Source organism: Mycolicibacterium brumae, assembly GCF_025215495.1.
GTDB classification, from domain to species: domain Bacteria; phylum Actinomycetota; class Actinomycetes; order Mycobacteriales; family Mycobacteriaceae; genus Mycobacterium; species Mycobacterium brumae.
This window is the reverse complement of record NZ_CP104302.1, coordinates 1374861-1387625: the sequence shown is the minus strand read 5'-3', so window position 1 is coordinate 1387625 and position 12765 is coordinate 1374861. Positions and strand designations below refer to the sequence as shown.

At 65.8% G+C, this 12765-nt stretch carries 11 protein-coding genes; 3 read left to right on the top strand and 8 right to left on the bottom strand.

Annotated elements, in window-relative coordinates; translation table 11 throughout:
• Positions 1-23 precede the first annotated feature (23 nt).
• Both L2Z93_RS06750 and L2Z93_RS06745 read right to left on the bottom strand, forming a co-directional pair.
• On the bottom strand, positions 24-974 hold the full coding sequence (locus L2Z93_RS06750) for a PQQ-dependent sugar dehydrogenase (protein WP_306439062.1): 951 nt from the start codon (positions 972-974) through the stop codon (positions 24-26).
• Between the two features lie 170 nt (positions 975-1144).
• Positions 1145-1732: a YdeI/OmpD-associated family protein gene (locus L2Z93_RS06745; protein WP_090586735.1), complete on the bottom strand. Its 588-nt coding sequence runs from the start codon at positions 1730-1732 to the stop codon at positions 1145-1147.
• Between the two features lie 67 nt (positions 1733-1799).
• Here L2Z93_RS06745 and L2Z93_RS06740 point away from each other — a divergent pair, with 67 nt between their 5' ends.
• Positions 1800-3497, top strand: a complete 1698-nt coding sequence (locus L2Z93_RS06740) for an amidohydrolase (RefSeq protein WP_090586733.1) — start codon at positions 1800-1802, stop codon at positions 3495-3497.
• A 73-nt stretch (positions 3498-3570) separates the two neighbouring features.
• Positions 3571-3828 (top strand): hypothetical protein, encoded by a 258-nt coding sequence (locus L2Z93_RS06735; RefSeq protein WP_090586730.1) that lies wholly within the window; start codon positions 3571-3573, stop codon positions 3826-3828.
• A gap of 3 nt (positions 3829-3831) precedes the next feature.
• On the opposite strand, the gene L2Z93_RS06730 is transcribed toward L2Z93_RS06735, so the two are convergent.
• The 3 genes from L2Z93_RS06730 to L2Z93_RS06720 all read right to left on the bottom strand — a co-directional run bounded on the left by L2Z93_RS06730 (position 3832) and on the right by L2Z93_RS06720 (position 7354).
• Positions 3832-4263 carry a VOC family protein gene (locus L2Z93_RS06730; protein WP_090586728.1) on the bottom strand — a complete coding sequence of 144 codons (432 nt, stop codon included), beginning with the start codon at positions 4261-4263 and terminating at the stop codon, positions 3832-3834.
• 712 nt (positions 4264-4975) lie between these two features.
• On the bottom strand, positions 4976-6298 hold the full coding sequence (locus L2Z93_RS06725) for an ISL3 family transposase (protein WP_090584960.1): 1323 nt from the start codon (positions 6296-6298) through the stop codon (positions 4976-4978).
• Positions 6299-6355: 57 nt separating this feature from the next.
• Positions 6356-7354: a type 1 glutamine amidotransferase family protein gene (locus L2Z93_RS06720; RefSeq protein ID WP_234785969.1), complete on the bottom strand. Its 999-nt coding sequence runs from the start codon at positions 7352-7354 to the stop codon at positions 6356-6358.
• A 157-nt stretch (positions 7355-7511) separates the two neighbouring features.
• On the opposite strand from L2Z93_RS06720, the gene L2Z93_RS06715 reads away from it, so the two are divergent.
• Positions 7512-8716 (top strand): IS3 family transposase gene (locus tag L2Z93_RS06715; protein WP_090585282.1). Its coding sequence is split into 2 segments (ribosomal slippage): positions 7512-7767 and positions 7767-8716, totalling 1206 coding nucleotides; the frame shifts between segments, so codons are not numbered across the junction.
• A gap of 114 nt (positions 8717-8830) precedes the next feature.
• On the opposite strand, the gene L2Z93_RS06710 is transcribed toward L2Z93_RS06715, so the two are convergent.
• From L2Z93_RS06710 to L2Z93_RS06700, 3 genes are all read right to left on the bottom strand, one after another.
• Complete coding sequence (locus L2Z93_RS06710) at positions 8831-9580, bottom strand: SDR family oxidoreductase (RefSeq protein ID WP_090586723.1); 750 nt, start codon at positions 9578-9580, stop codon at positions 8831-8833.
• Between the two features lie 24 nt (positions 9581-9604).
• Entirely contained in the window at positions 9605-10927 is a 1323-nt protein-coding gene (locus L2Z93_RS06705; protein ID WP_409347457.1) for an ISL3 family transposase, read from the bottom strand.
• Between the two features lie 412 nt (positions 10928-11339).
• Positions 11340-12742, bottom strand: a protein-coding gene (locus L2Z93_RS06700; RefSeq protein WP_090587900.1) for an IS3 family transposase whose coding sequence is annotated in 2 segments (ribosomal slippage) — positions 11340-12382 and positions 12382-12742 — 1404 coding nt in all. Because the reading frame shifts where the segments join, the coding sequence is not laid out codon by codon here.
• Positions 12743-12765: the final 23 nt, after the last annotated feature.

The following is a 12765-nucleotide window of genomic DNA, read 5'->3' as shown; positions in this document are numbered from 1 at the left end:
CCAACATCACCAGCGACGGGTAACTAGTCAGAATCCGGAGTGAATCGCAGCAGGTGGTCATCGCCGGGTTGCGGGTCACCGCGACCGTCGGTGTTATTGGTCAGCACCCACAACGTGCCGTCGTGTCCGACGACCACATCGCGCAACCGACCACGGTCACCGAGATGCTCGGTCGAGGAACCGAGATCCGACAGCGGGACCTGCAGCAACCGTTCGCCGCGAAGGTTCGCAATCCACACCGACCCGTCGTACACCGCGATACCGCTGGGGCTGGCGTGCCGCGGTTGCCACTGCTGAACCGGGTCGATGTACCGGTCTCCCCCGCCGAGGCCTTCCACCTCAGGCCAGCCATAGTTGCCGCCGGCCTCGATGATATTGAGCTCATCCCAGGTGTTCTGCCCGAACTCCGCGGCGTACATCGTGCCGTCGTCATCCCAGGCGATGCCCTGGGGATTGCGGTGTCCCAGGCTGTACACCGGCGACCCGGGGAACGGGTTATCCTGCGGCACTTCGCCGTCCGGCGTCAGCCGTAGGATCTTTCCGGACACCGAGCCCAATTCCTGTGCGCTACCGGGGTTTCCGGCGTCACCGGTGGTGACGTAGAGCATGCCGTCTGGGCCGAAGGCGATCCGGCCGCCGTCGTGATAGTTGGCTGCCGGAATCCCGTCGAACACCAGCGTGGGCTCCCCGAGACGCAACCCGCCCGGCGCTCCCTCGATCGGGTAGCGCTGGATCCGGTTGCCGCCGGTGGCGGTCGAATAGACATACAGCCGAGCGTCGCGGGCCGCCAGTCCGAGCAACCCGGCCTCGCCCACCGCGCTCACGCCGTCGATGGTGGCGACGGTCGAGGTTCCGCCGTCGAGGCCGAGTTCCAGGATCCGAGCGGTGTCGCGCTCGCTGATCAGCGCGGTCCCGTTGTGGAAGGCCACCGACCAGGGCGCGTCCAGACCCTCGGCGATCACCTCGACACCCACGGGCGACGCCGCTGAATCCGCCGGCGCCGACTCATCCGAGCGATCCGCGGAGGGCTCGGCGGCCGTCCCGCATCCGACGATCAGCGCCGACAAGGACAAGGCCAACAAGAGGGCCGTCGCCGGGACCACACGTCCGCGGGATCCCGCCCGCGGCCAAAAGTTCGGCGTCCTCATTGCGGGTAGATCGATTCGCCTCGGGCCAGCATCTCGACGAACTTCTCGATCCTGCGTTCGCGGGTCGGCTGGGTGCGGGCAGTCACGACCCGGTGCAGCACCGCGTACCGGTTGGTGGCGTTCAGCGCGTCGAAAGTCCTTCTGGCGGCTGGCTTCTGGTCGAGTGCGACGCTCAGATCGTCGGGCACCTGGATGCTCGCCTGTCCGGCGTAGGCCGCGTCCCAGCGGCCGTCGGCCTTGGCCCGTTGCACCTCCGCCAGCCCCCGCTCCCGCATCCGGCCCTCGGTCGTCAAACGCTCGATGTGGGTGACGTTGCGCGCCGACCAGATGCTGCGCGCCCGGCGCGGCGTGAAGCGCTGCCGATACGTCTGGTCGTCGATCCCCTTGTTCTGGCCGTCGATCCACCCGCTGCACAGCGCCTCGTCGAGGGCTTGGGCGTAGCTCAGCGAGGTCGGCGTGGTGACGCCTTTCTTGGCCAGCAGCAGCCAAACCCCGTCGTTACCGCCCTCGTTCGCGTCCAGCCACTCCCGCCACGCCGCCGCGTCCGGAACGACCAACACCTCGGGCTCGTCCTTGGTGTCCATGATTCGACCGTATACGCGTTCACCCAGACGGGCTCCTGATCGCGCGCGGCGGTGACGTACTTCCCCGATGAGTCTCATCCTCACCGCCGGCACGGTCATCACCATGGACCCGGCGCGCCCGTGTGCCGACGCCGTCGCGGTGTCAGACGGGCGAATCGTCGCCGTCGGAACCCTCGCCGACTGCCGCGCCGCCTACCCGGACGCCGTCGTCTCCGACACCGGCGCACAGGTGTTGGCCCCGGGGTTCGTCGAACCGCACAGCCACCCGCTGCTGTCCGGGGCGGCCACCCAGGCCCCCGCCCGCTCAATCGCCCCGTGGAACGCGCCTGATTGGGCGGCGGTGCTGGACGCGTTCGAAGACGCGAAACCCGGCGCACCGGCGGATAAACCGTTGTGGTTCAGCGGGTTCGACGCCCTGCTCCACGGGCACCCGGCGCCCAAGGCTGCCGAACTGGACGCGCTGTTCGGCGACCGCGTCGTCGTCATCACCGACAACTCCGGCCACGGCGCGTACTTCAGCAGCGCGCTGATCCGCCGCAACGGCTGGGACACCACACCCCCGTCCGACCCCGACGGCGGGCATTGGGGCCGCAACCCGGACGGCTCGCTCGACGGACAGGGATTCGAGCTTCCGGTGGTCACCCTCATCGTCGCACCGCTGATGGCGACGATGGGCAACCCACTGGCCTCCGGGGCCGCGTACTTCGCCGAGATGGCCCGCGGCGGCTACACCTCGGCGTCGGAGATGACGTATCAACCTGAACTGCGCGCCGGGTACGAGGCGCTCGCCGCGGCGCCGTCATGCCCACTGCGGGTCAGCATGTGGGAGGTCTCCGGCGCCGACAGCTATGCCGACCCGGCCGTGTTCGACGCCGGCGAGCTGATGCTCACCAAGGCCGGGGTGAAGCTGTGGACCGACGGCTCGCCGTGGGTCGGCAATATCGCCACGTCGTTCCCGTACCTGGACACCGACGCGACCCGCGTGGCGGGCATCGACCCGGCGACCGCCGGCGGCGCGCGGTCGATGAACTACACCCGCGACCAACTCGACGCGATCATCGACCGGGCCGCCCCGGCCGGATGGCAGATGGCATTCCACGCCAACGGGGACCTCGCCGTTGAGCTCGCACTGGGCACCTACGCCGACGGGTTGGCGCGGCACAACCTGCTGGGGACAGATCATCGTTGGCGGTTGGAACACTGCGGCGCGGCCACCTGCGCCCAGTTCGAGCGCGCCGCCGCGCTCGGAGTGCACGTGTCCCTGGCGCCGTTCCAGTACTACTACTGGGGTGACCTGCTCGACGGGTCCATGTTCGACCATCGGCACGGCGCGCGCTGGGGCGCCATCGCCGACGCCGTCGCCTCCGGGGCGTGTGTGTCCATGCACAACGACGGTTCGGTGTCCCCGCCGCGGCCGCTGACCAATATCGCCACCGCGGTCACCCGTCGCACCCGGGCCGGGCATGTGCATGACGCGGACCAGGCGATCACCCTGGAGCAGGCCTGGCGCGCGCAGACCATCGACGCGGCGCGCACGCTACGCCGCGAACACCTCGTCGGATCCATCGAGGTGGGCAAACTGGCGGACTTCGTCGAACTGACCGCCGACCCGTGGGCGCTGGACCCGGCCCGGCTGATCGATGACGTCGGGGTGGCCGGGACCTGGCTGGGTGGTCGGCGAATTGACCTGCGGGAATTCACCTCTGGCGTCGCGGCGTCCGGACACCCCGACCTGCCGGAGCGTGCGCACAGCGGATGCTGCTGATCGAACAGGGGTGTCGGCGGCGGGCATCGGTGGAAGAATGGGCAAAGGTTCGGGGACTCTGCAGGGAGGAGCCATGACCAAATCCATTCTCGGCGCCATCGCGGCCGCCGCGACCGTCGCCGCGCTCACCTCGACGCCCGCCGCGCAGGCGCTGCCGGGCGAATGCTTCGACACACCCTTCGGCGGCTACTGCGACACCGACCCGTGGCCGGACGGCAGCTTCCAGCACTGCGAGAAGGCGTTCGGGTTCACCAACTGCTTCCGCGCCTGCCACGATCCGAGCAACGGCGGCCGGACGCCGACCGACGCCGACGTCAACACGCCCTGCTAAGGCCTATCCCAGCACGACGGCGCCGTCGTCGGCGACGCGCCAGCCTGGGTTGTGCGCGATCTCCCAGATGACGCCGTTCGGGTCCGCGGCGTGACCGTGGAAGACCCCGCCGAAGTCGCCCTGCTGCGCCGGTTTGAGGATGGTTCCGCCCGCCTTTTCGAACGCGTCGAGCGTCGCCACCACGGCGTCGCGGTCGGCGACGTTGTGCGACAGAGTCACCCCGCTCACCCCGGCGGTCGCGTGACCGCGCAGCAAATCCCGATCGATCTTCTCCGCGTCGAAGAACCCGAGCACCAGGCCGGGCGCGATCTGGAAAAAGATGATCTCCCCCGGCACGTCCATCAACGGCGTCCAGCCGAGACCGTCGCGGTAGAACGCCCGCGCCGCGTCCAGGTCGGCGGTCGCGAGGGTCAGAAAGTGCAGACGCTGGTCCATCGACCGACGGTACACAGAGCTGGTGGGCGCGGAGGGTTTCGAACCCCCGACCGCTGGCGGAAAGCCTGGCGGACGCTCTGGTTTGAGCCGTTATCGAATCATGCCGTACGACCAGGCGCCGATCGCACTAAGCCGGATACGCAAGTGTTCGTGCTCAATTGGCGCCGCAGACCCTGAGAGCCATGCCTTCACATGAGTCAGATGAAGGAATGTGGTGGTGTCCACAGCAGCAGAGTGCCCGCCCCATTTGGGCGGCTGGGGCGCCGCGGACTCACCCGAGAAGCAGGGTCTAAGTGACGCATCCGATAAATGGGCGTCGCCCCCAGCCTCGATTCGGCAGGGGGCGACTCAATCAAGCCAGGCTTAGGCGCTGGCGGCTAGGTTTTGCTGCTGCGCGAGTTGATGGCGTGCGTTTACTCCACGAACAACGGACATAATCGAGCTCGTGGGCCCGTACTGGACGTTCGGGCGGGTCATAACGGCCCTCGAAATCCCGGCCGAGTTGCCGACCGGTTACTAAATACTCAATGGTATCGCAAACCTTAATTCTGAATTGCAGACTGCCGCACCACCGACTTCAGCGCCAGAGTCGCCCTGACAGGTCTGCTCGTAAGCACCGTTTGGCCCCTTTCATCAGAGCCGCCGTCACTTACTGACTGCGCCACGAATGTCGGCGGCTTGGATATCGACTGTTTGTGGGCCGTTACCTGGCTCATCCCAAACCAGGGTGTAGTCGTGGCCTGAATCCGCCGGTCTCCAGGAGCGCGCGGGCAATGTAGTTGGTGAGGTTGCGGAACCCCAGGGCTGAGCCGCGTAGGTGTTCCAGTCGGCCGTTGATCGCTTCGGTGGGCCCGTTGGAGGTGCCCGGCCGGTCGAAGTAGGCCAGCACATCAGCAGCACGGCTTTTCAAGGTCCGCCCGAGAGTGACGGCTTCGGCCAGCACGGTGGGCACCCCGGAGCCGAGCATGGTGATCAGCGCGGCCATCTTCTTACGGCCCGCCGCCCGGTCGGGGTGGCGGTAGGCGGCGATGACTTCCTGGTAGATCGCCCAGGTCGTCTGCACCTGGACGTGGCGATCGTCGGCGAACAGCGCGTCGAGGCGATTCTTCTGCTTGTCGGTGAGCAGATCTGATCCGGTGAGCAGGGTGCGGCGGGCCTTGTAGAGCGGGTCGGTCTTTCGGCCTCGGTGCCCACAGGTGGCCAGTTGGATGCGGCGGCGGCACTCATCGACAGCGTTGCCCGCCAGCCGCGCCACATGGAAAGGATCCATCACCGCGACGGCTTTCGGGACCTCCTCGGCGGCGGCGGTCTTGTAGCCGGTGAACCCGTCCATCGCCACGACCTCGACCTGCTCACGCCAGTCTTTGTCCCGTTCGGCCAGCCAGGTCTTGAACACCGATTTGGAGCGGCCCTCGAGCATGTCCAAAAGTCGTGCGGGACCGGTCTTTTCACGCACCGGGGTCAGGTCGATGATGACGGTGACGTACTTGTCGCCGCGGCGCGTGTGACGCCAGACATGCTCATCGACCCCGATCGCGGTGACCCCGTCGAAGCGGTCAGGGTCATCGAAGAGGACCCGTTTGCCTTCGGCCAGCACGGCGTTGTTGGCGGTGCTCCACGAGACGCCCAGAGCTTCGGCCACCCGCGCCATCGTCAAGTGACCGCAGACGACGCCGACCAGGGCCCAGCGCAGGGCGCGGCGTGACAACCGGGCCCGCGGCTCGGCCGCCGCACTGCTGTCTTGTCGCCACACATGCAGGCAGCCCGCGCAACGGTAGCGGCGCAGGGTCACCAGCAAGGTTGTCGGCCGCCATCCGAACGGCTCATGGGCCAGCTGGCGGGTGACGGTGTCACGGACCGAGCCTTGTTCGCCGCAGCGCCGACACCACGAGTCATCCGCACTGACCCGACAGGCCAGCACCGCCCGATCAGCGGTCACCCGCTGGCCGGTGGCCACCAGCCCGAGGTCATCGAGGCAACAAAAAGCGGACAGGTCAGGAGCGGCCAAAGCGGCCGCCGCGGTAGCGTCGAGCACGTCGAGGTCTTTCAGATGCGGTGTGTAGGAACCCTCATCTTCGAAAGACCTCGACCCTCATCCCGGCAACGACGCGCCGACCACCACTACACCCTCATCTGGGAAGAGCCCGTTACCTGTCACGAGGCGAAGTTCGGGGTTGGGCAGCAGGAGCATCGACGTCGGTACTGTCGCGGCGAGCACGGTGAACCCCGCTTCTTCCAGTGCTTGGTCCACGAAGTACTCCAGGCGGGTGCGTTCGCCCGGGATGTTGACGTATCCGTAGTCAAGCATGCCCGTCTCCCCGGTGCTACCCACAGTGGTGATTTCGGCTTGTTTGAAGGGGTTCTCGCCGAAGGCATACGGTTGCCCGTTGGCATCGATGCGAAAGTTGGTTGACGTTAACGCGATCGGGGCGTGACAGATCAGCGAGATGTACACCTGGTTCTCGCGCGCCAGGTGAAGTACTTCGCCAAGCCACGGGTTGCGGAGAAAGTCGACCATTGGTGCGTGTCCGCCGGGCGCATGGATGAAATCGATGTCGGCAAAGCTGAACTCGTCTTCTGGGTCCCGATGTCGCTGCACCAGCTCCGGAAGGGAGAAGTATCGCTTGGGCGCCCACGTGTCAATCAACGGCACCACTTCGTCTCGGTACGCGAGGTTTTCTGCGTCGGTGTTCGCCAACGGCTCGCTGATCGGAAGCTTGCCGAGATGGCGTTCGAGCAGTGCGAGTTCACGTGCACGGCGCTCGACGAGTTTGGGGTACTTCGCGCGGTAGCCCTCCACGGTGAAGTCAGCGGCGGTGAACTCCGTCACCGAATTTCCGTACACCCACGTCATTTGGTCGGTTGCGTGCCAGGGAATCGACCAGCCGTTGGTGTCTATCTGCGGCCGCTGGCCGTCAGGCGTGGCGAGGATGAACTCATGGTCGTCCTCAAACTCGGCCAGAACTTGACCGAGCTCGACATGGAAGAACCCGATCGGTATGGACTGCACCGTTTTCGGTGAGCTCAGTGGCAGCCTTCGGGCCGACGACAAGATGATTAACGCTCGGCGCTTGCACTTTGCAGCAGACATACATCGCCCCTCAACGGTTCAAACTCATGTGTTGCTATGTCGATCGTCACCGATGGCGAGCAACCCCGTAGGCCTCAAGCTGTGTAGAGGATGCCCCCGTTCGGTAGACATCCCGATTGGTTTGGCAGCGTGCTGCTGGCCGGGAAAGGATGTTGTTGTGGGCACGAAGAAGAGGGCGTCGTATACGCCGAAGTATCGGCATGAGGCCGCGCATTTGGTGATTGACACCGGGCGCTCGATTGCCGAGGTGGCCCGAGAAATCGGGGTTGGTGAGGCGTTGCTGGGCCGCTGGGTGGGTATTGAGCGCGCACAGATGGATTCGGCACCGGAAGCCTTGGACGCTGATGAGCGCGCTGAGTTGGAGCGCCTGCGGGTGGAGGTTTCTGAATTGCGAATGGATCGGGAGTTTCTAAAAAAAGCCGCAGCCTTCTTCGCGAAGGAGACCGGTCCGAACCCGCCGAGGCGTTCGCACTGATCGACGCGGAGAAGGCCATGTTCGGTGTCAGCCGGTGCGCTCGACTGCTGGGGGTCTCTCGCTCGGGTTACTACAAGTGGGTCAAAGCCCGCGACGCCGGGCCCGGCCCGCGCGCGCAGCGGCGCGCCGAGCTCACCGTGGCGGTCAAGGCTGCCCATGAGGAATCCGACGGGGTCGACGGCGCTCCGCGGATCCTTGCGACGCTGCGCCGGCAGGGCGAAACCGTGTCTCGTAAGACAGTGGCGAAGATCATGGTGGACAATGGAATTGAGGGAATCAGCCCGCGCACATGGCGCCCGCCGACCACGATCGTTGATGATCGGGCGCACACGTTGCCGGATCTGGTGGGCCGGCGTTTCGACCAGGGCGCGTTGAACAAGGTGTGGACCTCTGACATCACCTACCTGGGTACCGACGAGGGCTGGTTGTACCTGTGTGCGGTCCGTGACGGTTGCTCGCGTCGGGTACTGGGATACGCGTTCGCCGAAACCTTGCACACCGACGTGGTGGAGGCCGCGCTGCGCCGGGCGCACCTGTTCCGGGACCCGGCGACGGGACCGATGGAGCGAGTGATTTTCCATGCGGATCGCGGGTGCCAGTACACCTCGGCGCAGATGTTCTCCGTGGCCGAGGAATTGAATGTGCGTCAGTCCGTCGGGCGAACCGGGGTGTGTTGGGACAATGCGCAGCAGGAGAGTTTCTGGTCGACATTGAAATCGGAGTTTTATCACCGATGGCATTTCGCCACGCACGCTGAAGCTATTCACGCGGTAGCGAATTGGATTGAGAACGTGTACAATTGGCGTCGGCTCCATAGTTCACTCGGGTATCTCAGTCCAGTGGATTTCGAGACATTGATGATCAACCAAGCGGAGCAAGCCGCTTAACCGGTGTCTACCGAACGGGGGCAACCCCAGTGTGGCTGCCGGGGGTGCTCGCCGGTGCATGAATACGGCGTGGTCGGCCGCCTATCGGAGTGGCCGCCGCTCAAACCGCCCGAGCTAGCGGGTGGTGTACCCGCCGTTGGCGAAGATGGTCTGCCCGTTGATCCAGTGCCCCTCGTCGGTGAGGAATACCACCAGCGGGGCGATGTCGGTGATCTCGGTCAGCCGGTTGCCCATCGCCTGCGATTTGTGGAACTCGACCCGCTCCGGGGTCTCCTGCGGATAGAAGAACGGTGTGTCCATCGGGCCGGGCGCCACGTTGTTGACGTTGATGCCACGGACGCCGAATTCCTTGGAAGCGGCCCGGGTGAAGTGTTCGACGGGGCTCTTGGAGCCCGCGTAGGTCGAGTAGCCGTCGGTGTAGGCGGCCAGCAGCGCGGTCACGATACTCACCACCGAGCCATTGTCGTTGAGCCGCTTGCCCGCCTGCTGCAGAAAGAAATAGGCCGCCTTGGCATTGATGTCGAACATCGAGTCATACTCGGCCTCAGTGGTTTCGACCATGGGCTTGCGCAAGACCTTGCCGACGGTGTTGATCGCGATGTCGACGCTGCCGAATGCATCGATCGCGGTGTCGAAGAGATGCTCGACATTGGCAGGCACCGTCAGGTCGCCTTGCACCTTGACCGCCTTCACGCCGGCAGCCTGCACCGCCGCGACCGTCTTGTCGGCGTCGGCCTCACTGCTGGCGCTGTTGAAATGGACAGCGACGTTGACACCCCTCGAAGCCAACGTCGTGCTGATCAGGCCACCAAGATTCTTGGCGCCGGCAGCAACAACTGCGGATTTCCCCTCAAGTTTGCTCATGCCTGGAAACGGGCTCTTCGTAATTCAGAGTGCATTGACCAGTGAGTGCAGGGCGCCGCTGTGCAGTAGTGAGCGCAGCCGGTAGTGGGTGAGGTTTCTGAATCCGAGGGCGTTGCGGCGCAGTGCTTCGAGGCGGCCGTTGATGGCTTCGGTGGGTCCGTTGGAGGCGTGGTGGTCGAAGAAGGCCAGGATGTCGTGGCGGCGGCGCCACAGGGTGCGGCCGAGTTGGGCCAGTTCGGTCAGGACTGCGGGGACGCCGCGGCGTAGCGAGTCGATGATCGCGGTCATCATGGCCTTTCCGCGCCGGCGGTCGGGGTGGGCGTAGGCGGCGATGATGCGCTGGTAGACGCTCCAGGTCACCATGACGCCGAGATGATCGTCCTCGGCGAACACGGTTTCCAAGCGTGTCTGCTGCCCGGCGGTGAGCAACGGCCACCGGGTGCGCAGGGTGCGGCGCGCACCGTAGAGCGGGTCACCGGTGCGGCCCCGGTGTCCGCAGGTCAGCTGCTGGATGCGTTGGCGACACAGATCCAACTTCAAGCCGGCCAGGGCCACGACATGGAACGGATCCATGACCGCAGTGGCCTCAGGCAGTTGCGCGGTGGCGGCGGTCTTGTAGCCGCCGAAACCGTCCATGGCGATGACCTCGACCTGGGCGCGGAACGCCGAGGGCTGTTTATCGAGCCAGCTGGCCAGTGCTGCCGCAGAGCGCCCTTCGACGAGGTCGAGCAGCCGCGCCGGGCCGGTGTTGTCCTGGACCGGGGTGAGGTCGATGATCAGCGTGACGAACCCCGCAGTCCCGCGCCTCCTTGGAGCCCAGCGGTGCTCATCAACCCCGATGACCCGCACACCGTCGAGCCGATCGGGGCCGGCCGCAGCGATCAGATCGGCCACAGCACGCATCGCGATCGTGCTGACGGTATGCCAGGACACCCCGAGTTCTGCGGCGATCGCCGAAATGGTGGTGCGGTCGATCATCAACCGCCGCAACACATAGCGGGCACAGCGCCGCGTCGTCGAGGAACGTGGGGCGGCCAGTTTGCCGAGGTCCTGGTTGAACACCGACCGCCCGCACTGTGGTGTCAGGCATCGGTAACGCGGGATTGCCACCCGCAGCACCAGCGGGTAGCCGGCCACCGGCAGATCGGTCAACGGCCGCACGACCGTGTCACGATAGCGGCCGTCATGACCGCAGTCCGGGCAACGTGCATCACGGGCCACCGGCGTGCAGAAGATCGTGGTCTGCTTCTCATCGACGGCAGCGTCGGTGATCGTCACCCCCAACTCGATGGTGCGCATAATCGTGTCGGCAACAACAGACGGCGGACAGGCAGTAGCCTCAGGCACGGGTTCCCTCGGTGGTGTTGATGAAGCTCGGTGTAGGAACCCGCATCGTCACCCACCGAGGCCCCACCTCAGCTCACCGACACGACACCCGCCCCGGTCTCAACCCGCCCAGCCGTGCACTCTCGTTCACGAAGAGCCTGGAAACGTTAGCCAAATAGGTGATGGCACGGAAGATGGCTGCGAGAATTCGCAAGGATGACGCAAGATCCCGCAAGCCACCGTGTGGTTTGTCGATACAGGCAACCGCCCACCCGCCTCGGGCGGGTCAGGTCAGCTTGTAGCGTGAGCAACGTTTCGCGCTTCTGCGCCGTGGTGTGCTGCGCCGAATGGAAAACAGTTGCCGCCTGCGTCAAAATAGGGCGTGCACTGTTGCCGACCCGGAATTTGTCAAGGTGTTTGAGTCCAGTGGGTGTTAGGCAGCTGTCGTCTGGTCCTCCGGTTCGGCTGGTTTGGGTGGGTTGATCGCGGCGGTCTCGGGTAGGTCGATGATCTTGGGTGCGCGGTCTTGGCTGAAGCGGTGCCGGTGGCGTGCTCGGGCCTCGGCGAGCACAATCCGCCGCTGGGTGTCTTTCTCGGCGGCGAGGCCGTAGAAGACGTCGGCGGGGGTGTGCAGGCCGATGCCGCTGTGCCGATGCTCGTGGTTGTACCAGTCCACGAACTCATCCATGAAATCCCTTGCGTGATGGATGGATTCGAACCGGTCCGGAAACGTCGGCGCGTACTTGAGGGTCTTGAACCACGACTCGCTGTAGGGGTTGTCATTGGAAACCTTGGGCCGCGAATGCGAGCGGGTCACCCCCAGATCGCAGAGCAGGCCGGCGACGGTGTTGCTCGTCATCGAGGTGCCCCGGTCGGCGTGCACGACGTGTGGGATGCCGTAGGTTCCGAAGATCTGCTCCATCATCTCTTTGGCCAGCACACCGCATTCGCGGGCGTGCACGTGCACCCCGACGATGTAACGCGAGTAGATGTCGATCATCACGTAGGCGTCGTAGTAGAGGCCCTTGGCCGGGCCGCGCAGCTTGGTGATGTCCCAGGAGTACACCTGCCGGGGCGCGGTGGCCACCAACTCCGGGCAGACCGCCTTGCGGTGCCGGGCCAGCCGGCGCCGCTCCTTGACCTGCTTGTTCTCGTTCAGCAGGCGATACATCGTCGACACCGAGCACAGGTAAGTGTCCTCATCGAGCAACGTGGCCCACACCTGGATCGGGGCGGCATCGACGAACCGGGCACTGTTGAGCACCTCCACCACCCGAGCGCACTCGGCGGCGGACAGCTTGTTGACCGGCGCCGCGGGCGCCCGCGCCGGCCCGGCCGGCGCGGGTGCGGCCCGCCGCAGCGCGGTCGAGCGGTGCATCCCGGTCAACACCGCCGCAGCCCGGGTCGTGACATGCAGGCCGCGCAGAGCGGTCCAGGTGTCCATCAGCGCTTGGTCGGCTTGGTCGGCGGCTCCGCGCTCTCGGAGAGACTTTCCAAGAGCGCGTGTGCTTTTCCCATGATGTCCAGGGCGGCTTCGGTGGTGGCCAGCCGCTTGGTGGTCTTGTCGAGTTCGCGCTTGAGGCGGGCGATCTCAGCCTGCTCGGCGGTCAGCCGCCCGACCTTGGCACCGGCCGGTTTGCCCTCCAACACCCCGGCGTCGCGCTGCTTGCGCCACTCGCTGATCAGCGACGAGTACAAGCCCTCACGGCGCAGGTAGGCGCCACCATCATTGGTTTCACAGGCCTGCTCGTAGGCCACCAGATGCGCCAGCTTGTCGGCCGGGCTGAACGTGCGCCGCCGCTGCGGCCCATCCGAGCGCGGATGCGTGGAATCCATCTGCACATTCTCCCCAGCCACAG

Excerpts from the sequence above, each read along its gene's own strand:
- L2Z93_RS06745 (WP_090586735.1), bottom strand. The coding sequence starts at position 1,732 with ATGGACACCAAGGACGAGCCCGAGGTGTTGGTCGTTCCGGACGCGGCG.
- L2Z93_RS06740 (WP_090586733.1), top strand. The coding sequence starts at position 1,800 with ATGAGTCTCATCCTCACCGCCGGCACGGTCATCACCATGGACCCGGCG.
- L2Z93_RS06735 (WP_090586730.1), top strand. The coding sequence starts at position 3,571 with ATGACCAAATCCATTCTCGGCGCCATCGCGGCCGCCGCGACCGTCGCC.
- L2Z93_RS06730 (WP_090586728.1), bottom strand. The coding sequence starts at position 4,263 with ATGGACCAGCGTCTGCACTTTCTGACCCTCGCGACCGCCGACCTGGAC.
- L2Z93_RS06720 (WP_234785969.1), bottom strand. The coding sequence starts at position 7,354 with ATGTCTGCTGCAAAGTGCAAGCGCCGAGCGTTAATCATCTTGTCGTCG.
- L2Z93_RS06710 (WP_090586723.1), bottom strand. The coding sequence starts at position 9,580 with ATGAGCAAACTTGAGGGGAAATCCGCAGTTGTTGCTGCCGGCGCCAAG.